The organism is Paenarthrobacter sp. PAE-2 (assembly GCF_026013155.1).
Taxonomy (GTDB): Bacteria; Actinomycetota; Actinomycetes; order Actinomycetales; family Micrococcaceae; genus Arthrobacter; species Arthrobacter ureafaciens.
This window is the reverse complement of the sequence record NZ_JAPDNV010000001.1, coordinates 98,330-121,502: the sequence shown is the minus strand read 5'-3', so window position 1 is coordinate 121,502 and position 23,173 is coordinate 98,330. Positions and strand designations below refer to the sequence as shown.

The window sequence follows — 23,173 nt, the reverse complement described above, 5'->3', positions numbered from 1 at the left end:
CGCTCTATCACCTTCCGTCGGTTTGTGGGGGTTGCTCTTTCACGTCCCGTCGGTTTGTGGGGGTTGCTCTTTCACGTCCCGTCGGTTTGTGGGGCCGGTTCGTACCCCAGGAGCCAGTGCAGGCCGTAGCGGTCTATCACCTGACCATCAGATGCGCCCCACGGCTTCGGGCCCAAGGGATCGACTACCTTGCCGCCGTCGGCGAGTTTGTCGAACCACTGGTGGAGAACCGCCGGGGCAGCTGTGCCAAGGAGCGAGAGCATGAGGCACTCCATGCGGACGCTCGTCCCACCCTCCGAGGCGTCGGCTCCAGCAAGGCTCACTGGTCCGTCGAGGACGCCGTGTGCGATTGCGTCTGCCGGTCCGTCAACGCGTCCAAATTCCTCATAGGAGTAGAGGGCAAGAGTGCCGCCGAAGACTCCCGCGTAGAAGGTAAGAGCCTCGCGCGCAGTGCCGGGGAAGAGGGCGTAAATCTGCAGTGCAGTCATTCCGGGATCCTATCCGCCGTGATAGAGGAACGCCCGCAAGCGGTTGGGATGTGATAGAGGAACGCCCGCAAGCGGTTGGGATGTGATAGAGGAACGCCGTGGGGGCGTTGGGATGTGATAGAGGATCAGGGGGCGGAGCGGAGGGCGGGCTCCTTTTGGAGGCCGGTCAGGCCGTTCCAGGCCAGGTTCACCAAGTGTGCCGCTACGGCCCTCTTGTCCGGCTGCCGGCTGTCCAGCCACCATTGGCCCGTCATCGCCACCATGCCCACGAGCATTTGCGCGTACATGGCACCGTCCGCGGCGCTGAAACCGCGGCGGGCGAACTCGTCGGACAGCAGGTGTTCCACCCTGGCGGTGACATGCGAGAGCAGGGTGGAGAAGGCACCTTCGGGTTGCGACGGCGGTGCGTCGCGCATGAGGATGCGGAAACCGTCGGTGCGTTCCTCGATGTAGCCCAGCAGGGCCAAGGCCGCCCGCTCCACCAGGACGCGGGGCTTGGCCTCGGTGCTGAGGGCCTCGGTGATGGAGTCCAGCAGGATCCGGAATTCCGCATCGACCACCTGCCGGTAGAGGCCCTCCTTGGAACCGAAGTGCTCGTAGATGACCGGTTTGGAAACCCCGGCAGTCGCTGCGATTTCCTCGATGGTGGTGCCGTCCAGCCCGCGGGCAGCGAATAATGACCGGCCAATCCCGATGAGCTGCTCGCGACGTTGTTGGCCGGTCATCCTGGCACGGACCGTGGTGCCCCCGGAGGCGTGTTCCGAGGGCCCGCGGGACGGGATTGACCGGGAAAATTCAGTGCGCTTGCTCACTTGTCCATCATGCACCACCGGCAGTATTCGAGCCGGACAGGACCGCTGATACCGTGCCGAACGGGCATTTCCGGGCCGGTGCGCGCCGGTCAAGTCGCGAAGCACGCAAAGGTCATGGCAAACTAGTTTCTTGTGTGTGCATCCCGGTTAGCCGGGAAGGCTTCCAAGCCTCAGGACTTGGGTTCGCCGGGCATGCACGGTCCGCTCTGGTGTAACGGCAGCACCCCGGCCTTTGGAGCCGTGGAGTATAGGTTCGAATCCTATGGGCGGAACGGTCGGAATGCGCTCCACTCTGTACCTGGAACGGCTCGAGCGGTGTCTGGGTCCAAGGCTTGGATGGCAGTATTCCGAAGCCGGGTCATCCGGGACAAACCGAGCAAGGAGAGCCAGTACGTGAGCCCCGAAACCACCGGTCCCGCAGCGGTCATCGTCCTGGCCGCAGGTGCCGGAACGCGAATGAAGTCGCGGACTCCCAAGATTCTCCACGAAATCGGCGGCCGTTCCATGGTTGGCCACGCCATCCTCGCCGCCCGTTCGCTTAACCCGCAGAGGCTTGCCCTTGTAGTCCGCCACGAGCGTGACCGCGTGGCCGGGCACATCTCCACGCAGGACCCCGAGGCCCTGATCGTGGACCAGGACGACGTTCCCGGCACGGGACGCGCCGTGGAAGTGGCGCTGAAGGCCCTCGATGCCCAGTTTGAAGTCACCGGCACCGTGGTTGTTACCTACGGCGATGTTCCCCTGCTCACGGGTGAATTGCTGGGCGAACTGGTCTCCACCCACGAATCCCAGGGCAACGCAGTGACGGTCCTGACCGCGGTCCTGGACGACGCCACCGGCTACGGCCGGATCCTCCGTGCCGAAGACGGAACTGTGCTGGGTATCCGCGAGCACAAGGATGCCTCGGAAGAAGAACGCAGCATCCGCGAGATCAACTCCGGCATCTACGCTTTCGACGCCGCCGTCCTTCGCAGCTCCCTGGAAAGCGTCACCACGGACAACGCCCAGGGTGAGATGTACTTGACCGACGTCCTTGGCCTGGCGCGCGACGCCGGTGGCCGGGTTGCCGCCGTCGTCACCAATGACCGCTGGCAGGTTGAAGGCGCCAACGACCGCATCCAGTTGTCCGCGCTGGGCGCCGAGCACAACCGCCGCATCATCGAATCCTGGATGCGCGCCGGTGTGACGGTAGTGGACCCTGCCACCACCTGGATCGATTCCACCGTGACCCTGGACGAGGACGTCCGGCTGCTGCCCAATACGCAACTGCACGGTTCCACTACCGTGGCGAGGGACGCCGTCGTCGGTCCTGACACGACGCTCACCGACGTGAACGTGGGTGAGGGCGCCAAGGTTGTCCGCACGCACGGATCCGGTTCCACCATCGGTGCCAAGGCAAGCGTTGGACCGTTCACGTACCTCCGCCCGGGCACGGTCCTTGGCGAGACGGGCAAGATCGGCGCCTTCTATGAGACCAAGAATGTCACCATTGGCCGCGGTTCCAAGCTGTCCCACCTCGGGTACGCCGGTGACGCCGAAATCGGCGAGGACACCAACATTGGTTGCGGCAACATCACAGCCAATTACGACGGCGAGAACAAGCACCGTACGGTGATCGGCTCGGGCGTCCGCACGGGTTCGAATACGGTTTTCGTGGCCCCGGTGACCGTAGGTGACGGCGCTTACAGCGGTGCCGGTGCCGTGATCCGCAAGGACGTGCCCGCAGGCGCCCTTGCCCTGAACGTCGCCGCCCAGCGGAACGCCGAAGGCTGGGTCCTGGCAAACCGTGAAGGCTCCGTCTCCGCCCGCCTTGCCGAAGCGGCACTGGAACCGCGGCTGGCTGCCGCCCCCACATCTTCACCATCCCCGGCAACCACAGAAGAAGGCAAATAGGAATGAGCGAAATTACCGCACACGGCGAGAAGAAACTGGTTCTCGCCTCCGGACGGGCACATCCGGAGCTGGCGCAGGAAATCGCAAAGGAACTGGAAACCGAACTCCTTCCGGTGGACGCGTACGACTTCGCCAACGGGGAAATCTATGTGCGGTCGGCCGAGAGCGTTCGTGGTACGGATGCATTTGTTATCCAGGCGCACCCGGCACCGCTTAACAACTGGCTGATGGAGCAGTTGATCATGATCGACTCCCTCAAGCGCGCCTCTGCCAAGCGCATCACGGTGGTTTCGCCGTTCTACCCCTACTCCCGCCAGGACAAGAAGGGCCGTGGCCGCGAACCCATCTCCGCCCGCCTGGTCGCTGATCTCTACAAGACCGCCGGCGCTGACCGCATCATGTCGGTGGACCTGCACACCTCGCAGATCCAGGGCTTCTTCGACGGCCCCGTTGACCACTTGATGGCCATCCCGCTCCTGGCCGACTACATCCGCACCAAGGTGGAAGCTGACAACATCACTGTCGTTTCGCCCGACACCGGCCGCGTCCGCGTTGCCGAACAGTGGGCCGAACGCCTCGGCGGCGCCCCTTTGGCTTTCGTGCACAAGAGCCGCGACCTGACCGTGCCCAACCAGGCCGTGTCCAAGACCGTCGTGGGCCAGGTCGAAGGCCGCACCTGCGTCCTGATCGACGACATGATCGATACCGGTGGAACCATTTCCGGCGCCGTCCAGGTCCTGAAGAACGCCGGGGCCAAGGACGTCATCATTGCCTGCACGCACGCCGTGTTCTCCGATCCCGCAGCCCAGCGCCTGGCCGAGTCGGGTGCACGTGAAGTGGTGGTCACCAACACCCTGCCGATTCCTGCCGAGAAGCGCTTCCCGCAGCTGACGGTGCTGTCCATCGCACCGTTGATTGCCCGCGCCATCCGTGAAGTGTTCGACGACGGTTCGGTCACCAGCCTCTTTGACGGCAAGGCGTAACGCCGGACTGCTGTACGTAGACGGGCCATCGGCCGCCCCAGCGGCGTCCGATGGCCCGTTTTCATTTTGCCAGGCACCGCTGGTAAACTTTCGGGGATACCTTGGCGAGGGAGAGCACCCCTGGTTTCACAACCGGGAAAGTGTCTCCGTCATCGACTGGGTCTGTAACCTCCTTCGACGAAGGCGGGCCGGCGCTCAAGCCCGGGCCCGCGGGCGTGGAAGGTCACTCCAGACCTCCGCCCTTGCTGATCACCATGCCGCCTCGGCGGCACACCAGTAATCAAGGAGTACACATGTCTGAGCAGAAGCTCGCAGCAGAACTGCGCACCGAATTCGGCAAGGGCTACGCCCGCCGTGCCCGCGTCGCAGGCCGCATCCCCGCAGTCATCTACGGCCACGGTGCCGAGCCGGTCCACGTAACCCTCCCGGGCCGCGAGACCACCCTGGCAGTCCGCGTTGCCAACGCCCTGCTGAACCTGGACATCAACGGTGAAGCCCACCTGACGATCGTCAAGGACATCCAGCGCAACGCTATCAAGCAGACCATCGAGCACATGGACCTCCTGACCGTCCGCCAGGGCGAGAAGGTAACCGTGGACGTTCCCGTTCACGTAACCGGTGAAGTTGCTCCGGGCGCCGTTGCCAACCAGGAAGCCGTCACCATCTCCGTTGAGGCCGAGGCAACCCACCTGCCGACCGCCCTTGAGGTTGACATCGAAGGCCGCGAAGCCGGCGCGCACGTCCACGCTTCCGACGTCGTGCTCCCCAAGGGCGTCAGCCTGCTGACCGAAGCCGACACCCTGGTGGTCAACATCTCCGAGGCCACCGCTTCCGCAGCCGGTGAAGAAGCTGCTGAAGGCGAAGAGGCTCCCGCAGCCGAAGAAGCCGCTGAGTAGTCTTCTGACTGCCTGAGGCTGCTATTGCCTTGAGAGTGGCCGGGTCCCATGGGGGTCCGGCCACTTTCCTTTGTCGCCTGACCTGCACCTTCTTCCATTCCCTAGGATTGAATCCATGACTGACACCTGGCTCATTGTTGGCCTCGGCAACCCCGGCAGCGAATACAGCGGTAACCGCCACAACGTGGGCCAGATGGTGCTGGATGAACTCGCATCGCGCATCGGCGGCAAGTTCAAGGTCCACAAATCCCGCGCCCAAGTGGTGGAGGGCCGTTTGGGCATCGGCGGCCCGCGCGTGGTCCTTGCCAAGCCGATGACGTACATGAATGTTTCCGGGGGGCCTGTCTCCGCGTTGGCCAAGTTTTTCGATGTGGCTCCGGACCACGTGATCGCCGTCCACGACGAGATCGACATCCCGTTCAACACGGTGAAACTGAAGATCGGTGGCGGGGAAGGCGGCCATAACGGTCTTCGCGACATTTCCAAGGCCCTCGCCACCAAGGATTACCTCCGGGTCCGCGTGGGCGTGGGACGTCCTCCGGGACGCATGGATACAGCCGACTTCGTGCTCCGTGACTTCGCTACCCAGGAGAAGAAGGACTTGCCGTTCCTGCTGGATGAGGCGGCTGATGCCGTGGAGCTCCTTATCACTGAGGGCTTGTTGTCCGCCCAACAAAAACACCACGCCGCGCGATCTTGAGCAAATCTTGAGGAAAGCCTGATCAAAGCCTTACGGTCGATGGGACCCTTGGCCCTATAAAGTGTCGCGCCCCGGCGGTAGTGTGCATGGTACGCAGGTGCACGGGGGAACTGAGCGAGGGGTGCGGGTGTCGGCGGAGTTGCTTAACAGGAACCGGGGAGGCGCGGCCAGGGCTGCGGCTCCCGATCTTGTTGGCGGACCATCCGACCGTCAAACGTGGTCCCTCCTGGCCCGGAGCCATGACTTGGCGAGGGCCGGCAAGCACCTTGAAGCTCCGAACTCCTACGGCGTGATACTCACAGGAGACCGGGGCATCGGAAAATCCGGACTGGCCCGCGCTGTGGTTGCTTCCCTCGGTCCGAAGGTCCACAGCCTGCAGTTGCGCAACACTTTGGCCGGCGGACAAACCCCGTACGGGTGCCTCGGCTTTCTCCTCGCCCGCCTCCCTTCCGAAGCAGTCAGTACTCCCACCGGGATCCTGCACTCGGTGACGTCCCTGATCCGGGCGGAAGCGGCGGGACGCCAGACGGTGTTCATCGTGGATAACGCCGGAGGCATGGACCCCATGAGCACCGGCGTGCTGCTCAACCTCATGGCCACTGGAACGGCCAAGGTCATTGCCACCGTGCAACGCGCCAGTGACCTCCCTGCAGATTTCCATCGCCTGGTCCTGGAGGGCCAGTTGGGCGAGGTCCATCTGAACACCTTGACGGAGGAACAGACCAAGCAAGTGCTCGGCTCCGTGCTGGGACACTATGTGTCGTCCACACTGGTCGGCTCCCTGCACTCGGCCGTGGGCGGCAACCCGATGCTGCTGCACGCCCTGCTGGATGAACAGCGGCACTCCGGCAACCTGGTCCTCAATGACTCCGTGTGGACGTTGCGCGACCGGATCAAGCTCGAAGGTGCCACGGTGGTGGAGGACTTTGTCCGTTCCAGGCTGGCCCGCGAGCCACAAACCAACCGGACTGTCATTGAAATCCTGGCGTGTGCGCAGCGCGCAACCCTCGTGGACCTCGCAGCGATCTTCAGCACCGAAGTGCTGGTGGAAATGGAGGAATCCGGCCTCCTGGCAATAGACCGTACCGGTGAGCACTGGGTGTCGCTCCGCGACCCGTACCTCGGCGAAGTGGTCCGCGGTTGGCTCAGCACCAGGCGCCGCCGGGAACTGTGGCTGATGCTGCTGGGGCCAAAGGAACCCGAACTCGAGGGCCTGGCACCGCAGGACCTGTTGAGCTACGCGGCGTGGATGCATGCCTGCGAGGATGAGCCGTCGCCGTCGCCTGCCCACGCGCTTGCCGCCGGTCGGGCAGCCCTGGACGATTACGATCCCAACTTCGCCATCCAATGCACGCTCTCCCTGGACCCGAAGGACCCCGAATGGGTTCCCGGCCAGCGGCTCAAGGCGGCCGCGTACCTGATGCTCGATTTGCCGCTGCATGCCGCGCAAGCCCTCGATGAGGTCACTGAGGACCAGTTGGCGGCATTGGAACCCGTTGAATTCGCGGAAATCATGGCGGCCAAGTGCCAGGCGATGACATGGATCGACGGGCGCTCCGGTATGGTTCCCGGCGTCATTGCGGAGGCCAACGCTGCCCTGGATGACATGGAGGCCAGGGCCGGGCACGGAGCGCGGGCCTTACGCCGTGCCAGAAACCGCATGCGCTTGTGCAACTACGAGTACCAGACGTACATGGGAGAGTACGCACGGATCATCGAGGACCTGGAAGCGGAGCTGCAGCAGGACCCGGACTTTGACCGGGAGCACTGGCTGCGGTCCGGTTTCTTCCTGATCGAAGCCCGCTGCATCCTGGGCCGGGAGCTGGAAGCCCAGCAACTGGCCCGCAGCATGTCCCAGGCTCTGCGTGAGGCAGGGAGCCCCGCGCCCTTGGAGGAGGCCCTGGCCCGGCATGCGTTCCTGGCCCTGCTGTTGTCCGGCCAGTGGCGTAAGTGCATCGAGCTCATGCGCCGCGCCCCGTCCAAGCCCTCCCGCCTCCAGTTCCGTGGAGCCATCACTGAGCTGGGCATCGGCCTGGCGTATGCGTATGCAGGCAAGCCATCCAGCGCCATTGAACCGCTGCGCTCCGCGGCTGCCCAACTCGAGCTTCGCCCGGCCATGAACCTGGTCAAAGTCGCCTACGCCGCCACGGCCTTCGCCTACGCACAACTGGGCAACTCCTTGGAAGCCGGACGCTACCTGGACCTGTACCGGACCTGCCGGGGGACGGGCACGTACTTCTCGGAATCCGTGGCCGGTTTCTGCGCGGACATGGCCGGCCGCTGGATGGGCGACCCCGACGTCAAGCAGCGGCTCCTGGCGAAAGTCCGCGAGGACTTCGACAACCAGCGGTTTACGACGGCGGGGATCTGCCTTTTCGGCGCGACGGTCGAAGGTACGGACGCCGAATACCGCCTTTTGGAGGACATCGCCGGAAACCGCCAGGGTCCCTTGGCCGAAATTGCCGGACAGCTGGCCCGAGGCTCATTGCTCCGCAGCTCCAAAGCCCTTTTGGCCGCCGCCGATGCCGCGGCAGCGCTGGACTTGCTGGTGGTGGAGGCCCGGTGCGTCGCGATGGCCCTGGACTTCGCCCGCGACGCCGGCGAGACCACCACGGCCAGGACGGCCCAGCTCCGCCTGGAACGGCTCGAACAATCCGTGTCGGCCCTGCCGATCCAACCTCGCAGTGACGCGCCGGTGTTGACCGAGCGCGAACGGCAAATCGCCAAACTCGCTGGAAAGGGTGTCAGCAACCGTGAAATCGCGATGGATATTGGGGTGTCTGTGCGCACAGTGGAAGGCCACCTCTACCAGGTGTTTACCAAGCTCGGGGTGTCGTCGCGGGGTGAGCTCAATGGTCTCCTCTGAGCAGGCATACCCGGTGACGGACTACTCGGTGAGATTCGCCGATGCAGGCTGAGTACCTGGTGGGCCGGGAAGCAGAATTGGACCTGGCCACGGAAATTTTGACACAGGAAGGCGCGGGGGCAGTACTGCTCATCGCTGACCCGGGCATCGGCAAGACGGCCATGGCGGCAGAGCTTGCCTCCCGCCTGTCCGGCGAAATGGTGGTGATGCACGTCCACGGCAGTCCTGCGTTGTCCGCTGTTCCGTTCGGGGTGCTGGCGCCGTACCTGCTGGACCTGCCGGTGGACCAGGCCACCTCTCCCGTGGCCATCCTGCGGGAGTTCTGGTCCCAGTTCGAAAAAAGGCGGGGCAGCGAAGGCAACCGCCTCTTGCTGGTGGTTGACGACGCCCACGACCTGGATGAGGGGAGCACGCAGATCCTCGCGGAGTTGGTGACGGCGGGTTGGGCCAGGTTGGTGGCTACGAGCCGTCCGAGGCCCGGGCTCCCGCCCGCCCTGCTCCAGCTCTGGTACGACGGCTTGGCCGAACGCATGGAGCTGCACCCCTTGGAGCAGGAAACCGTCACGGAACTGGCAGAGAAGATGCTGGGCGGAACCGTCATGGCCAGCACCGCCGACGTCCTGCACACGGTCTCCGAGGGCAACCCGCTCCTGCTCCGTTCCCTGGTGGAGGATGCCAAGGCTGACGGGAACCTCGTCAGGCGCAACGGAGTCTGGTTCCTGACCCGCGCCCTGACCGGTAGCGGCGAGGGGTTGGCAGAGGTTGTCCGGAACAAAGTCCTCCGGACCAGCGAGGCAGAACGCGAAGCGATGTTCGTGGTGGCGTTGTCCGAGCCGGTCCCGGCGGCCGTGCTGGATTCACTGGTCGGCAGGGACACCGTCCGCTCGTTATTGGACAACCGGCTGGTCCTGTCCACGAACGGCATCGGAAGTCCCCTGAAGATGTGGCACCCGATGTACGGGGAAGCCCTGCGCCAGATCGTGTCCCCGGCGCGCAGCCTCCAGATACGCCAGCGGATGGTCCACCACCTGGCCGCGGAGCCGGCCACCGCTGAGGGTTTGCTGCGGATGGTGAGCTGGGCGCTGGACTGCGGAGCCGACGTCGAGGACGAACAGCTCCTGCAGGCCGCCTTCCTGGCAGCGAAGCTGCTGCAAAACCAGCTGGCCATGGCGGCAGCCGCGAAAGTGCGTTCAGAGATGCTGCGTCCCCGGGCCCGCGTGGTCATGGCAATGGTCAGCTATAACGACGGCGACTACCGCGCTGCCGTACGGCTGCTCGAGGAAGATTCGGGTTTCCTGGACGCAGATCCGTCCGGTCCTTTGGGAGCAGGCCTCCTGTGGGCGGCCGCCCGATCGGCTCTTGGCGACTCGTCGGCAGATATTGCTGCTGACGCCCGGGCCGCGGCCGAAGGCCTGGCTGCGCGGCACAGCGCGGATCCGGCGAAGGTGGCCGAGATCCGGCGCCACGCAGACGCCTTGGAACTCGCGGCCTTGGCCCACTCGGGCCACTATGCGGAACTGCGCGAAGGGTTGGAAAAGTTCGAGGCGGGCATGGCAGCCGATGAGCCCGATTTCGTCATGAACCAGCTCTTCCTGCTTGCCATGACGTGCGAGCTCCTGATGGTGGAGGGCCAGGCGGTCCAGGCCTTGGACAAGGGGCGGGACGCCTTGGTGCTCCTGGACGAACACAAGGATGATCTCCTCTACTTCAGTGATTTCATCGTGGTCCGGTACGCGTTGGCAGCCCTGGAAGCCGGGGAATGGCCGGCCGCGGAATCTGCGCTGGACCGTTACGCGGCGAGCTCTGCCATGGGACTGATCATCTTTGGTGGAGACATCCAGACGCTCCAGGGCTTGTCGCTGCTGCGTCAAGGCCGGCTGGAGCAGGCCGCTGCGGTGCTGACGCCGGCTGTGGAAGCCCTCAAGGTCAGGGACCCGCAGCGGTTGCGGCGACTGGGCGTTGCGTTGGCCTTCTATGCGGCGGCGCGGACGGGCGACAGGGATCTGGCCAGGCGCCTGGCCGGCGAAGTGGACACGGCCGCAGCCGGCGGGGCCTACATCGAAGCCCTGGCTGAACTGTTCGTACTGGCCGCCAAAGAACACCTGGACAGGGGCGCGGGGCTGGAAAAGCTGCGCGAGCTGCCGGAGTCATCCGCCCTGCACCGGTTGTCCGGAGTCCTCCTGCAGAACGTCGTCCTCCGTGCCGAGCTCGGCGATCTTCCGGCCATGGAGGCCATCCGGGATACCGCTTCACCCATGGGTGGATCGTGGGCCAACGGCTGGGAGTCCTTGGCGGTGGCCCAGCTCGGCGGGGCTGGGGACGGCTTCGTCAACGCCGGCAACCTCCTTGCCGCGGCAGGCATGCCCGGCCCGGCCGCTGTGGCATTCGATAAGGCAGCCAACGCCTTCGACGCCGAGGGCAAGCGTCCCGAAGCGCGTCAGGCGGCGGTGCTGCGTGATGCCAGTGAAGCCAACCTCGGCAGTGCCCTGGTCCATGACCCGCACACGGAAACCGACCGGTCCGTCCCGCTGACCCGCAGGGAACAGGACATTGTTGCCCTCGCTGTTTCCGGACTCACGGACCGGCAGATCGCAGAGAAACTCATGGTCTCGGTGCGCACTGTGGAGGGTCACCTCTACCGCAGTTACGCAAAACTGGGCATCCGGCGTCGTGAAGATCTGGGTGCCGCGGTCCGCAGCTGAAGGCGCGTTCCGAGTACCGTCCAACCACTTGTGAAACCACTGGTGCGCGCCGCTCCGCCGGAATTCCGCCAATGAATGGAGTAACGCCTGTCTGCCTCCGCCGGGACCAAGTAGTGCACCCCGAAAGGACTGAGTACAAAGGAGTACCCGGGCCCGCAAACAGCGCAGGGAATCGAGTACCAACTACTGGTGATCCGGTTTCGGCCAGACGGTTAACTGTTTCTTGGAAGGACGGTTAGCCCCAAGCATCGCCGGAATTCCAGTCGCAACAGTCGCATCGGTGGTCTCTTTGAACCGGTGCTCCGGCCGTCGCAAGATGGTCCGGCCCTGGACGAAGCCGGCGGCGACAGAGTCTTCTGAGACCGAGACTCTCCCCCCAGCCGTCGCCGGCTTCTAGGCCAGGGATCCGCGCTCGCGGGACTCAACCTTCTCCCCGAACAAGGGACTTTTGCTGCTTATTGGAGTGCGCATGTTGCCGGACCCTTGGCTGGACGAAGACACCGTCGCAGCAGGGTTGGGGCCATCGGCACTTCCGGACCGCCGGCAGCTCCTGGAGCTCATCGTCGGAGCCATAGCGTCACCGTCAACCAACGGCATAGTGGTGGTGGGGGACAAAGGCTCAGGCAAGAGCCACCTGCTGCTCTCCATCCAGGCCGGATTGCCCGAATCGATGGATGTCCGAACATTCGCAGGCACGCCTGAACTCGAAGCCGTACCTTTTGGAGCCCTGACATCGCGCGCTGAAGCTGCGGGGGAGTACTCCGGTCTTCCGGGGCTGCATGTTTTCCGGGCGCTCACCGCAGCCCTCGGTCCTGCCGACTATTTGTATACGCCCGCGCCGCGCCGCCGCGGCCGGAAAAGCATGACGGCGCGACGGCGTCCTCCGCTGGTGTTGTTGGTGGATGACATCCATCACGTCGACCCGGACTCGTTGGCCGTATTGCTGCAGTTGATGCCCGGGTTCGGTGCCACTTTGGTGGCTACGGCGGACAGCAGGAGGCCTTTGCCGCAGGACCTCTACCAGTTATGGGAAGACGGTTTCCTTGAGCAGTATCTCCTGCCGCCCTTCACCTTCCAGGAAGCCCAGGCACTGTGCGAAGACCTCCTGGGCGGCCGGATCCAGCGCCGGGTCAGCGGCGTCTTTGCGGTCATCAGCGGTTTCAACGCGGGTCTGTTGTGCCTTGCCGTTGAGGACGCCCGGCGGGCGGAGTTGCTGGTGCATCGGCGCGGATTCTGGACCCTGGACCCGAGTGCCCGCTGCCGGTGGCCGGGCGTGGTGGAATACGTGGCGGCGGAAAATGCCCTCTGCCCGCCCGAGGAACGCCAAGCGTTGGAGGTCATCGCGCTGGGGGAGCCGGTGGCACTGGAAACCGTGGAACGCAGCTTCGGACAGCGGACCATGGACAACTTGCTTGCGGCAAACCGGATCCGGCTGATCCCCGGCAGCCCGCCCATGGTCCGGACCAGTTCCTGGCTTTGGGGCGAGGGCACCCGGCTGTCCGTTCCGCGTTCGCGCAGCACGGCCCTCCGGATCGGCGTCGAGGGTCCCAAGCTGACCAAGGAGTCCGCTCCCGCGATGCTGCGCTGGATGACCTGGACCCTGGACTCCGGGCTGAGCCTGTCCGATGAACTGATCCTGTCTGCTGCGCCTGCCGCGGACAGTCCGTCCACCGCAGAGCTGGCCCTCCGCGCCGCCGCAGCCGTCAAAGAACCCGGCAATGTGCCTGAAGCCAAGCTCTTGAGGGCCCGGGCACTCATTGCCGAAGGCCAACTGCAGGCGGCCACACCCGAACTGCGGGCACTGGCCACCGCGGATCGGCAGCCGGGTGTGAGGTCCGCGGCGGCCAGCCGGCTGGCGGCCTTGAGCCTCATGGGCGCGGCCCCGGTGCCGGCAGCTGCTGATGTCTCCGAACCGGCAACGGCCATCCTCGACGCCGTCCGGGACGCCGGACAGTTGCTCACGGCAGGAAACGCCCCGGAAGCCCTGGCGAGGTCGACGGCGGCCGTCCTGGCCATCGGTGCGGAACCGGAACTGGAGATCTTCCGGCCGGGAGTCCTGCTCCGGCACGCTATGTGCCTGCGTTACAACCTCGCGTGGGCGCCCTTGGAAGCGGTGCTGCACGCACGGGCGAGCTATGCCATGCCCGCCCATCTGGCCGGCTGTCTTGAGGTTGCCCGGGGCTATGCACAGTTGAGCCAGGGACTTCCCCGCGCTGCCCGCCGGACGCTGGAGCCGGTGGTTGCTGATATGGCCGACGCCGGCCTGCCGCTGGTACTGGCGTTTGCCGCGGCCATGCTGGCCTTCTGCGAAGCCCAAGACGGCGCCGGACAGGAAGCAAAGTCCAGCATCGCCCAAAGCCAGGCAGCCTTGGCCGAGGCAGGTCCGCTGATGCTGGCGACGGACTCCGGGTTGCTGCGCGATCACTGTGCACTCTTCATCGTTGCCGCTCAGGACTACGTCGATGGCGCCGGTCCACTGCTTGGCCTCGCCGGGGATTTCCATGCGGGCAACGCCGTGATCGAGGCCGAAGCACTCTCCCTCCTGGCACTTAAGGCCGGTTCCGCCGTCGTCGACGATCTGCCCCTGTTGAACCGCCTTGGCGGGCTTGCCGAAAACCTGGAGGGCGCGGGCGGGGCTTCCTTGCGGACGTTTGTGCAGGCCTGGTCCGGAGGGGAGCCCAGGGCTCTGGAGGCTGCGGGGCGCAGCTTGGCCGGCAACAGGCAGTTCGCCCATGCGGCGCTCTGCTACGCCGCAGCGGCGGAGAGATACGGAGCGCGGGCACGCGGCGCCGCGAGCCGGCGGGCCTCGCTCATGGCGGAGCGGCTGCGTGCGGTGATCGACAGCGGCGATGTTCCCCCGCTTGGCTGGCTTCCGGGACCGGCGGGGCGCTGACGTGCCCGAAAGCACATCAACGGTTGAGGCCACCCGTGGGATAATTGAGTGTCCCTGAAGGCTTTCCAAGGAGTCACCCTTGACCGTCGTATCAACTCCCGCATCGCTGCAGCAGTCCGTGCAAGCCATGGACAACGCCGAGGTGTTGAGGATCCGGAACGACTTCCCTGTCCTGAACCAGCAGGTCAACGGCAAGCCACTGATCTACCTGGATTCCGGCGCAACCTCGCAAAATCCGTTGAGCGTGATCGAAGCCGAGCAGGAATTCTATGAACAGCGCAACGCGGCAGTGCACCGCGGCGCCCACCATCTGGCCGTCGAAGCCACGGAGGCGTTCGAGGACGCACGGCAGACCGTGGCGGACTTCATCGGTGCCCGTTACGAAGAGACGGTCTGGACCTCCAATGCCACCGAAGGCCTGAACCTCATCAGCTATGCGCTGTCCAACGCCGCGCTGTGGGCCGCCCAGGAGCGCGGTAATTCGGCCTTGAAGGACCTCGCCATTGGTCCGGGGGACCAGATCGTGGTGACGGAAATGGAGCACCACGCCAACCTGATCCCGTGGCAGGAGCTGGCATTCCGCACCGGTGCCACCCTCAAGTACATTCCCGTCACTGACGAAGGCACGCTGCGGCTGGATGCCGCGGCGGAGATCGTGGGGGAGCGGACCCGCGTGCTGGCCTTCACGCACGCCTCCAACGTCCTGGGCACCATCAACCCCGTGCGTGAACTGGTCGCCCTTGCCCGCCGCGCCGGTTCGCTGGTGGTCCTCGACGCCTGCCAGTCCGTGCCGCACATGCCTGTCAACGTCAAGGACCTGGACGTTGACTTTGCGGTGTTCTCAGGCCACAAGATGCTCGCACCCACCGGCGTGGGGGTGCTCTACGGCAAGCAGGAGCTCCTGGATGTGCTCCCGCCGTTCCTGACGGGTGGTTCCATGATCACCACGGTCACCATGGACCGGGCAGAATACTTGCCGGCACCGCAGCGCTTCGAGGCCGGCACCCAACGGATTTCCCAGGCAGTCGCCCTCGCCGCGGCCGTGAACTACCTGTCCGAAACGGGCATCGACCGCATCCACGCGTGGGAGGCCCAGTTGGGCGAGCGGCTGGTCAAGGGCCTTGAATCCATCGACGGAATCAGGGTGGTGGGCCCGGCCTCCGGTTCCGAACGCATCGGCCTGGCCGCGTTCGACGTCGCCGGCGTGCACGCGCACGACGTCGGGCAGTTCCTTGATGACCGCGGCATCGCCGTCCGGGTGGGGCACCACTGCGCGCAGCCGCTGCACCGCAGGCTCGGCCTCACCGCCACCACGCGGGCCAGCACCTACCTCTACAACACCACCGACGACGTCGACGCTTTCCTCGATGCCGTATCCGGCGTGCGGGCCTACTTCCAGGCCTGACGCCGGTCCTTCACCCTTCGACGAACAGGCAAGCACCATGAGTCTCGACCAGTTGTACCAGCAGATCATCCTGGACCACTCCAAGCAGCGCCACGGCAGCGGCCTGGCGCAGACCGCCGCACCCGAAGGCGCAGCAACCGGGCAATCACACCAGCTCAACCCGGTGTGTGGTGACGAGGTCACCCTGCGCCTTGCTGTAGCCGATGGCACGGTGAAGCAAGTGAGCTGGGACGGTGCCGGCTGCTCCATCTCCATGGCCTCGGCCTCGGTGTTGAGCGAACTGGCGGAAGGGCTGTCCGTGGAGGAGCTGCACGAGGTCATCGACAACTTCCGCGAGGTCCTCCGGTCCCGGGGCAAGGTCCAAGCGGACCCGGAGATCCTTGGGGACGCCGCAGCCTTTGAAGGCGTGTCCCGCTACGCGGCCCGAGTCAAGTGCGCCATGATTTCCTGGGTGGCGGCCGAGGACGCCCTCAACCAGGCCACAACAACCTAACCAGGCCACGGCCTGGTCCGGCGCACCAGCGTCAGGTGGCGAGGCCTGCGACGCCGATCGCCGCCGTCGCGAGGCCCAGCACCATGGAGATGGTCACCAGGACCACGTGCACGGTCAGGAACCGGGTCGCCTTGCCCGACGCGTCCCGCGCACGCGGATCCTTCATCACGCGCTTGAGGAACTGCGGCCACACAACCAGGGACCAAACGCCCGCGACGATCAGGACAACCGCCAGGATTGCGGGAAGTTCCACGCTAGTGGCTTTCGAGCCAGGCCTGGGCCTGCTGGGACTGGATGTTCAGGGCCTTGCCGACCATCGGTTCCGCGGCGTCGGCGATCTTGCCGCCGAGGAATGGAACAGAGGACTTCACGTTGCCCTCCAGCTCGATCCGGGTGCTGCCGCCTTCAGCCACCAGGCGCTGGACAGCGGTGACATCCAGGGGCGCGCCAGCCACCTTCAAGGCGATGGTGCTGGCGCGGGACCCGTCAGCTGCCGGGGCCTCCCACTGCTCGGTCTGGGTGACCGTGAGGCTCTCGCCCACGAACTTGCGGGCGATGTCCGGCAGCCGCGTCGTGGGCAGCGTGCGGACGGTGGTGGTGCTGAACGCGCCGGCGGTGTCACCGTCGATCGTGAACGATTCCAGGGAGCCGCCCACCAGTTCGCTCGTGTGACGCAGGAAGTCCTCGTCGACGAATACAGCGGCGACGCGGTCAACGCTATGCGGCAGGGTGGTGGATGCGCTCAGGGCCATGGGTCCTCCGTGGATGTGGTGGTGTTGAAGCTCTTTTAGCTCCCAACATCCTACGGGGTATCGCTGGCCGCACCCGAACCGGCCCCGGCTGCACCCTGCTCGCGGGATGCTTCCTGAAGGGCCGTGGCGGCCGCCGAAATGTTACGTGCCATGGACGGGAAGATCACACCGTGGAACGGGTACACGCCCAGCCAGTACAACCTTCCTGCCAAGCCGCGTGGGAAGAAAATGGCGCGCTGGCGATAGAGGCTGCCGTCGCCGTCGGGCTCTACCGCCAACTCGAGCCACGCGCGCCCGGGCGCCCGCATCTCCGCCCGCAGGCGCAGCAGGTGGCCACGGTCAATGGCCTCCACCCGCCACCAATCCACCACCTCGCCACTATTGAGTGTTTTAGGATGGCGCCGCCCGCGCAGCAGGCCGGCCCCGCCCTGCAGCTTGTCCATCCAGCCGCGGATACGCCAGGCCAACGGCAACGAGTACCAGCCGTTCTTGCCGCCGATGCCTTCGATGATGGTCCACACGTGTTCCGGCCGGGCGGGGCTGTGGAATTTCCGTTCGTCCACATACACCTTGTACCCGGCCCAGTCTGGATCGCTTGGGAGGGGATCGGAGTCCACGCCGGCGTTGGCCCACGTGGTCTCCACCTGACCGTCACGTTCCTTGCCCAGCGCCAAGGCAACAGCGCGGCGGTACGGGGTCAGGCCGCCGTCGGGCAGGGGGATGTAACGGTCGACGTCGTGCTCCCGCGACACAGCGTCGTGCTGCAGTGACTGCACCAGCGGAAAGGACATGGACAGCGGAATCGGTGTCACCAGGGCAACCCATAGCCCGGCCAGCTTCGGCGCGGGAACCGGCAGGGCAATGACCAGCCGCCGGGGGAGGCCACGCTCCACGGCGTACTGGTTCATCATGTCCTTGTACTTCAAGACATCGCGGGAACCGATGTCGAAGGTGCGGTTGAGCTTGTCCGGTAGGGTGGCAGCGGCAACGAGGTAGTGGAGCACGTCGCGTACCGCGATCGCCTCGATCCGGTTATTAACCCAACTGGGCGCCGGCATGACGGGCAGCGTGTCAGCCAAATGACGGATCATTTCGAAGGACGCGGAGCCCGAGCCGATCACCACGCCCGCTTGGAACACGATGGAATCAACCCCGGACTCCAGGAATACCCGGCCCACCTTCTCCCTGGACCGCATATGGGTTGAAAGCAGCGCATTGTCAGGATGGAGCCCGCCGAGGTAAACGATCCTGGAGACCTTGGCGGCGGACGCGGCAGCTGCCACCAGGCGGGCCATCGCTTCTTCCTTCGCCTCGTAGCCGCCGCCCGATGCCATGGAATGGACCAGGTAATACAGCACGTCCACGCCTTCCATGGCCCTCGCTGCGGTGTCCTGGTTGTCCAGCGAATCCTGGATGATTTCCACGTCGCCGTGCCACGGGACGTCAGCGATCTTCTGCGGGGAGCGGACCAGCACTTTCACCCGGTGGCCGGCCTCGAGCAACCGCGGAACCAGGCGGCCGCCGATGTAGCCGGTGGCGCCCGTTACCAGGACGGTCTTGCGGGAAGGTTGCGGATCAGGCTGTTTTTCAAGCGGCTGTTCATGCGCTGGCTGCAAAGGAACTCCTGGGGCTGGAGGGAGGGGTAGGCTGGAATCAACCCGGCATTCATTCGAATTTCCGGGCATTTGTGTTGCCTGCCCTTGGACCCACCCTAGGAGTTTCAGCCATGAGCCTCAACGGCCTGCGCCGCGCACTGGCGGAAGACAAGACTTTTGCGCGCGTTCGAACAGAGGCTGGGCGGCCTTTCGAGTCCCGAAGCACCGACTATCAAATCAGCGCGCCCACCGGCATGCGGTCCGTCCTGCTCGCCGAAATGGCCGACGCCCTGGCCACCGGTGCCGCCGGTGATCCGGTGGTACTGGCCGTGACAGCCACCGGGCGCGAGGCCGAGGACCTCACCGCTGCGCTCGCCTCCTACCTGCCCGCCGACTCCGTTGCCACCTTCCCCAGCTGGGAAACCCTCCCGCACGAACGCCTCTCGCCGCGCTCTGACACGGTGGGACGCCGCCTGTCGGTCCTGCGCAGGCTCGCCCACCCGGAAAGTTCGACGGCGGTCCCGCTCCGGGTGGTGGTGGCACCCGTTCGCGCCGTGGTCCAGCCGATTGTGGCCGGCTTGGGCGACCTCGTCCCCGTCACCTTGAAGGTAGGGCAGGAGCGCTCCTTCACCGACGTGGTGAGGGCGCTGTCCGACGCGGCCTACGCCCGGGTGGACATGGTGACCCATCGCGGTGAATTTGCGGTGCGTGGCGGAATCCTGGACGTCTTCCCGCCCACGGAAGACCACCCCATCCGCGTGGAGTTCTTCGGCGACGAAATCGACCAGATGCGCTGGTTCGCCGTAGCCGACCAACGGTCGTTGTCCGCCCCGGGCATCCACCACCCCACGGAGCTCCACGCCCCGCCGTGCCGGGAAATCCTCATCACCCCCGCGGTCATGTCCCGCGCGGCCAAACTGAAGGCGGACATGCCGGCCGCGGCCGACATGCTGGAGAAGATCGCCGGCGGCATTGCCGTGGAAGGCATGGAATCCCTGGCGCCCGTGCTGGTGGACGCCATGGTTCCTCTGGTGGACCAGCTGCCCGCAGGCTCCATGACGGTGGTCATTGAACCGGAGAAGGTCCGTACCCGGGCCCACGACCTCGCGGCCACCAACGAGGAATTCCTGGAGGCTGCCTGGTCGACGGCGTCCGACGGCGGCGCCGCGCCTTTGGACTTGTTGTCCCGGGCGTCCACGGACCTGCACGCGGCCAGCTTCCGATCCCTCACCGACACCCGTTCCGCAGCACTGGGACACGGCGTTTCCTGGTGGTCCATCACATCCCTTGCCTCCGACGAGGACCTGGTCCTGGACATCGACGTCCTCAACCTGCACGCCCGCGAACCGCGCGGATATCAAGGCGACGTGGCTGAAATGCTGGAGTTCATCGGTTCCCGCGTCCGCGACCAGTGGCGGATCGTGGTGGTCACGGACGGCCCGGGCCCGGCCCAGCGCCTGGCCGAACTGTTCCACGACGCCGAGATTCCGTGCAGCCGCGTGGACTCCCTGGACAAGGAGCCGCAGCCCGGAATCATCGAGGTGACCTGTGCCGCCGTCGGACGCGGTTTTGTGCTGGACGGGCTCAAACTAGGCCTCCTCACCGAAGCCGATTTGCTGGGACGGGCGTCGGCAAGTTCCACGAAGGACATGCGGCGCATGCCGTCCAAGCGCCGTAATGCCGTGGACCCGCTGCAACTGCATGCCGGCGATTTCGTGGTCCATGAACAGCACGGAATCGGCAAGTTCGTGGAGCTGATCCAGCGTAAGGTTGCCGGTACGTCGGCCTCCGATTCGGGCCTTCGGGAGTATTTGGTCCTGGAGTATGCCCCCTCCAAGCGCGGCGCTCCGGGGGACCGGTTGTTCGTTCCCACCGACCAGCTGGACCAAGTGACCCGCTATGTAGGCGGCGACGCTCCGGCCCTGAGCAAGATGGGCGGCGCCGACTGGGCCAGCACCAAGTCCAAGGCGCGCAAGGCCGTGAAGGAGATCGCCGGGGAGCTGATCCGCCTTTACTCGGCGCGCATGGCCAGCCGGGGGCACGCCTTCGCCCCGGACACCCCGTGGCAGCGCGAGCTTGAAGAAGCCTTCCCGTACGTGGAAACACCGGACCAGCTGACCACCATCAATGAGGTCAAAGCGGACATGGAACGCGAGATTCCCATGGACCGGCTGGTGTCCGGCGATGTTGGCTACGGCAAGACCGAAATCGCGGTCCGGGCCGCGTTCAAGGCCGTCCAGGACGGGAAGCAGGTGGCTGTCCTCGTGCCGACGACGCTCCTGGCACAACAGCACTACGAAACTTTCACCGAACGCTTCAGCGGGTTCCCGCTGCGGGTGCGGCCGCTGTCCCGTTTCCAGAGCTCGAAGGAGGCCAAGGAAACCGCCGAGGGCGTCAAGAACGGTTCCGTGGACGTCGTGATCGGAACCCACCGGCTGCTGTCCAAGGATTTCGAGTTCAAGGACCTCGGCCTGGTGATCGTCGACGAAGAGCAGCGGTTTGGCGTGGAGCACAAGGAAGCGCTGAAGAAGATGCGCACCAATGTGGACGTCCTGGCCATGAGCGCCACGCCGATTCCGCGCACCTTGGAGATGTCCCTGACAGGCATCCGGGAAACCTCCACCCTGGCCACCCCGCCGGAGGAACGCCACCCGGTGCTCACGTATGTTGGCCCTTACACGGACAAGCAGACCTCGGCTGCTATCCGCCGCGAGCTCATGCGTGAAGGACAGGTGTTCTTCGTGCACAACCGCGTCTCTTCCATTGAGCGTGTTGCGGCACAGATCCGCGAACTGGTTCCTGAGGCCCGCGTGGAAGTGGCCCACGGGCAAATGTCCGAAAGCCGCCTGGAAAAGATCATTGTGGACTTCTGGGAGAAACGCTTCGACGTGCTGGTGTGTACCACCATCATTGAGACCGGACTGGACATTTCCAACGCCAACACCCTGATTGTGGACGGTGCGGACAAGTATGGCCTGTCCCAGCTGCACCAGCTCCGTGGCCGGGTGGGCCGTGGCCGCGAACGCGCCTACGCCTACTTCCTGTACCCTTCGGAAAAGCCGCTGGGCGAGGTGGCGTTGGAGCGCCTCAAGGCCGTGGCTGCCCACAACGAGCTGGGCGCCGGTATGCAGTTGGCCATGAAGGACCTCGAAATCCGCGGTGCCGGCAACCTCCTGGGCGGCGAGCAGTCCGGCCACATCCAGGGCGTGGGGTTCGACCTCTACATCCGCCTGGTGGGCGAAGCCGTGGCCGAGTACCGCGGAGACGCGGAGGAGAAAGCCGCGGAGATGAAGATCGAGCTTCCCGTCAATGCGCACTTGCCGCATGACTACGTGCCCGGCGAGCGGCTTCGCCTGGAGGCCTACCGCAAGTTGGCGGCCGCCGTCACCAACGAGGCCATCGAGGAAGTCCTGGCCGAACTCGTGGACCGGTACGGCGAGCCGCCGCTTCCCGTGCAAAACCTGATCGCCGTGGCGCGCTTCCGTGTGGGGGCCCGCGAAGCCGGCCTGTCCGACGTCGCGCTCCAGGGAAACTTCATCCGTTTCTCGCCGGCACAACTGCCCGAGTCCAAGGTCATGCGCCTGAACCGCATGTACCCCGGTTCCCAGGTGAAGCCTGCGCTGGACGCCGTGTTGATCCCCAAACCCAAGACCGCCCGGATCGGCGGTCGCGACCTGCAGGACGCCGAAATCCTGGAATGGGCCAACAACGTCATCGAGGCGATCTTCGCCGACGTGCCCGTGAAAGCCGGCTGACGTCAATGATGGGAGGACACCACGCCGCGTCGGGAGCCGCGGCGTGGATCGCTATTGCCTCGACCGGGCCGTACGCACTGGGCTGGTACCCGCTGGATTCCACCGGCATCCTCATCGGGGCCATGGCGACGGCGGGAACAGCACTCGTGTGCGACTGGGACCACCGGCACAGCACCATTGCAAACTCGCTGCCGCCGGTCTCCAACGTGATCGCCGTGGGCATCGAGAAGGCCAGCGGCGGGCACCGCCAGGGGACGCACTCGCTGCTGGGAGCCTCCGCCTTCGTGGTGCTGGCCGCAATGGCCGCCCAGTTCCAGATGGTCACGCCGGTGGGGAAGTTGTCCGTGGGCGCCGGACTCCTGTGCATGTTCATGATCAACCTCGCGGCCAAGGCCCTGAAGCTGTTTCCCAAGTCCGGCTGGATCACCAACTGGATCTTCGCCCTTGTCATGGCCGGCTTGGTGACGTGGTTCGCGCCGGACCAGTGGGGTTGGCTGCCTTTGTCCATGCTGACGGGCGTGGTGGTCCACATCGTGGGGGACATGATCACTGTGGGCGGTGTGCCCCTGTTATGGCCCATCGTCATCAAGCCGCCCAAGTTCCTCCGCAAGTCGGCCATCAAGGGGATCTGGCGGCCGAACGGCGCGTTTTCCCTGCCCTTGCTCGGCCGCGCGGGATCCCGTCGCGAGTGGCTGGTGCTGATCCCGGTGAGCGGCTACGCCATGGTGGGAATGGCCGTCTCCGCCTGGACCCTTGCCCAACAGCATTGGCCCGGAATGGTGGCTGCTTTGGGCGGTGCACTGCAGCTTCCCTGAGCTCCCCGTTTGGTCCATTGCTTGAAACGTCCATCAAATTCGCGTCATGACTCATGGCCTCCCTCCACATCCAAACGGGCGCCTTTGCCCCGGTAAGACTTTGGTTTGGGGAACTTGGAGGTTCA

The 23,173-nt window shown here is 65.5% G+C and carries 16 protein-coding genes and 1 tRNA gene; 12 read left to right on the top strand and 5 right to left on the bottom strand.

All coding sequences use genetic code 11. The annotated features are described in order from the left end of the window. Positions 1-71: 71 nt before the first annotated feature. Both OCL88_RS00415 and OCL88_RS00410 read right to left on the bottom strand, forming a co-directional pair. Positions 72-488, bottom strand: coding sequence for a VOC family protein (locus OCL88_RS00415; RefSeq protein WP_264961216.1), 417 nt, complete (start codon positions 486-488; stop codon positions 72-74). 125 nt (positions 489-613) lie between these two features. Continuing rightward, on the bottom strand, positions 614-1,213 hold the full coding sequence (locus OCL88_RS00410) for a TetR/AcrR family transcriptional regulator (RefSeq protein WP_264961292.1): 600 nt from the start codon (positions 1,211-1,213) through the stop codon (positions 614-616). A gap of 287 nt (positions 1,214-1,500) precedes the next feature. Here OCL88_RS00410 and OCL88_RS00405 point away from each other — a divergent pair. The 10 genes from OCL88_RS00405 (at position 1,501) to sufU (ending at position 16,131) form a co-directional block, all read left to right on the top strand. Next, a tRNA-Gln gene (locus tag OCL88_RS00405) sits at positions 1,501-1,572 on the top strand. 121 nt (positions 1,573-1,693) lie between these two features. Further along, positions 1,694-3,193 (top strand): bifunctional UDP-N-acetylglucosamine diphosphorylase/glucosamine-1-phosphate N-acetyltransferase GlmU, encoded by a 1,500-nt coding sequence (gene glmU, locus OCL88_RS00400; RefSeq protein ID WP_264961291.1) that lies wholly within the window; start codon positions 1,694-1,696, stop codon positions 3,191-3,193. A gap of 2 nt (positions 3,194-3,195) precedes the next feature. Further along, complete coding sequence (locus OCL88_RS00395) at positions 3,196-4,176, top strand: ribose-phosphate diphosphokinase (protein WP_021471459.1); 981 nt, start codon at positions 3,196-3,198, stop codon at positions 4,174-4,176. Between the two features lie 293 nt (positions 4,177-4,469). After that, on the top strand, positions 4,470-5,072 hold the full coding sequence (locus tag OCL88_RS00390) for a 50S ribosomal protein L25/general stress protein Ctc (protein ID WP_021471458.1): 603 nt from the start codon (positions 4,470-4,472) through the stop codon (positions 5,070-5,072). A 115-nt stretch (positions 5,073-5,187) separates the two neighbouring features. After that, on the top strand, positions 5,188-5,772 hold the full coding sequence (gene pth / locus OCL88_RS00385; RefSeq protein ID WP_264961215.1) for an aminoacyl-tRNA hydrolase: 585 nt from the start codon (positions 5,188-5,190) through the stop codon (positions 5,770-5,772). A gap of 127 nt (positions 5,773-5,899) precedes the next feature. Further along, complete coding sequence (locus tag OCL88_RS00380; protein ID WP_264961214.1) at positions 5,900-8,638, top strand: helix-turn-helix transcriptional regulator; 2,739 nt, start codon at positions 5,900-5,902, stop codon at positions 8,636-8,638. Between the two features lie 41 nt (positions 8,639-8,679). Further along, positions 8,680-11,340: an AAA family ATPase gene (locus OCL88_RS00375; RefSeq protein ID WP_264961213.1), complete on the top strand. Its 2,661-nt coding sequence runs from the start codon at positions 8,680-8,682 to the stop codon at positions 11,338-11,340. 469 nt (positions 11,341-11,809) lie between these two features. Beyond that, on the top strand, positions 11,810-14,233 hold the full coding sequence (locus tag OCL88_RS00370) for an ATP-binding protein (RefSeq protein ID WP_264961212.1): 2,424 nt from the start codon (positions 11,810-11,812) through the stop codon (positions 14,231-14,233). A 79-nt stretch (positions 14,234-14,312) separates the two neighbouring features. Then, on the top strand, positions 14,313-15,638 hold the full coding sequence (locus tag OCL88_RS00365) for a cysteine desulfurase (RefSeq protein WP_264961211.1): 1,326 nt from the start codon (positions 14,313-14,315) through the stop codon (positions 15,636-15,638). Positions 15,639-15,675: 37 nt separating this feature from the next. Then, on the top strand, positions 15,676-16,131 hold the full coding sequence (gene sufU / locus OCL88_RS00360) for a Fe-S cluster assembly sulfur transfer protein SufU (RefSeq protein WP_264961210.1): 456 nt from the start codon (positions 15,676-15,678) through the stop codon (positions 16,129-16,131). Positions 16,132-16,162: 31 nt separating this feature from the next. On the opposite strand, the gene OCL88_RS00355 is transcribed toward sufU, so the two are convergent. The 3 genes from OCL88_RS00355 to OCL88_RS00345 are packed head-to-tail and all read right to left on the bottom strand — an operon-like array spanning position 16,163 to position 18,568. Continuing rightward, a complete protein-coding gene (locus OCL88_RS00355; protein ID WP_264961209.1) occupies positions 16,163-16,384 on the bottom strand; it encodes an SCO4848 family membrane protein in 222 nt (73 codons plus the stop codon). 1 nt (position 16,385) lies between these two features. Further along, the gene (locus tag OCL88_RS00350; protein WP_021471449.1) at positions 16,386-16,883 is read right to left on the bottom strand and encodes a DUF2505 domain-containing protein; all 498 of its coding nucleotides are present in this window, start codon (positions 16,881-16,883) and stop codon (positions 16,386-16,388) included. Between the two features lie 50 nt (positions 16,884-16,933). Continuing rightward, the gene (locus tag OCL88_RS00345; RefSeq protein WP_410868108.1) at positions 16,934-18,568 is read right to left on the bottom strand and encodes an SDR family oxidoreductase; all 1,635 of its coding nucleotides are present in this window, start codon (positions 18,566-18,568) and stop codon (positions 16,934-16,936) included. A 41-nt stretch (positions 18,569-18,609) separates the two neighbouring features. On the opposite strand from OCL88_RS00345, the gene mfd reads away from it, so the two are divergent. Beyond that, the gene (gene mfd, locus OCL88_RS00340; RefSeq protein ID WP_264961207.1) at positions 18,610-22,233 is read left to right on the top strand and encodes a transcription-repair coupling factor; all 3,624 of its coding nucleotides are present in this window, start codon (positions 18,610-18,612) and stop codon (positions 22,231-22,233) included. 5 nt (positions 22,234-22,238) lie between these two features. After that, a complete protein-coding gene (locus tag OCL88_RS00335; protein ID WP_264961290.1) occupies positions 22,239-23,048 on the top strand; it encodes a metal-dependent hydrolase in 810 nt (269 codons plus the stop codon). The last annotated feature ends 125 nt before the right edge of the window (positions 23,049-23,173 follow it).

Bases quoted from the DNA above. Each gene is read 5' to 3' on its own strand.
- OCL88_RS00415 (WP_264961216.1), bottom strand. From the start codon at position 488: ATGACTGCACTGCAGATTTACGCCCTCTTCCCCGGCACTGCGCGCGAG.
- OCL88_RS00410 (WP_264961292.1), bottom strand. From the start codon at position 1,213: ATGACCGGCCAACAACGTCGCGAGCAGCTCATCGGGATTGGCCGGTCA.
- OCL88_RS00395 (WP_021471459.1), top strand. From the start codon at position 3,196: ATGAGCGAAATTACCGCACACGGCGAGAAGAAACTGGTTCTCGCCTCC.
- OCL88_RS00390 (WP_021471458.1), top strand. From the start codon at position 4,470: ATGTCTGAGCAGAAGCTCGCAGCAGAACTGCGCACCGAATTCGGCAAG.
- pth (WP_264961215.1), top strand. From the start codon at position 5,188: ATGACTGACACCTGGCTCATTGTTGGCCTCGGCAACCCCGGCAGCGAA.
- OCL88_RS00375 (WP_264961213.1), top strand. From the start codon at position 8,680: ATGCAGGCTGAGTACCTGGTGGGCCGGGAAGCAGAATTGGACCTGGCC.
- OCL88_RS00370 (WP_264961212.1), top strand. From the start codon at position 11,810: ATGTTGCCGGACCCTTGGCTGGACGAAGACACCGTCGCAGCAGGGTTG.
- sufU (WP_264961210.1), top strand. From the start codon at position 15,676: ATGAGTCTCGACCAGTTGTACCAGCAGATCATCCTGGACCACTCCAAG.
- OCL88_RS00350 (WP_021471449.1), bottom strand. From the start codon at position 16,883: ATGGCCCTGAGCGCATCCACCACCCTGCCGCATAGCGTTGACCGCGTC.
- OCL88_RS00345 (WP_410868108.1), bottom strand. From the start codon at position 18,568: ATGCCCGGAAATTCGAATGAATGCCGGGTTGATTCCAGCCTACCCCTC.
- mfd (WP_264961207.1), top strand. From the start codon at position 18,610: ATGAGCCTCAACGGCCTGCGCCGCGCACTGGCGGAAGACAAGACTTTT.
- OCL88_RS00335 (WP_264961290.1), top strand. From the start codon at position 22,239: ATGATGGGAGGACACCACGCCGCGTCGGGAGCCGCGGCGTGGATCGCT.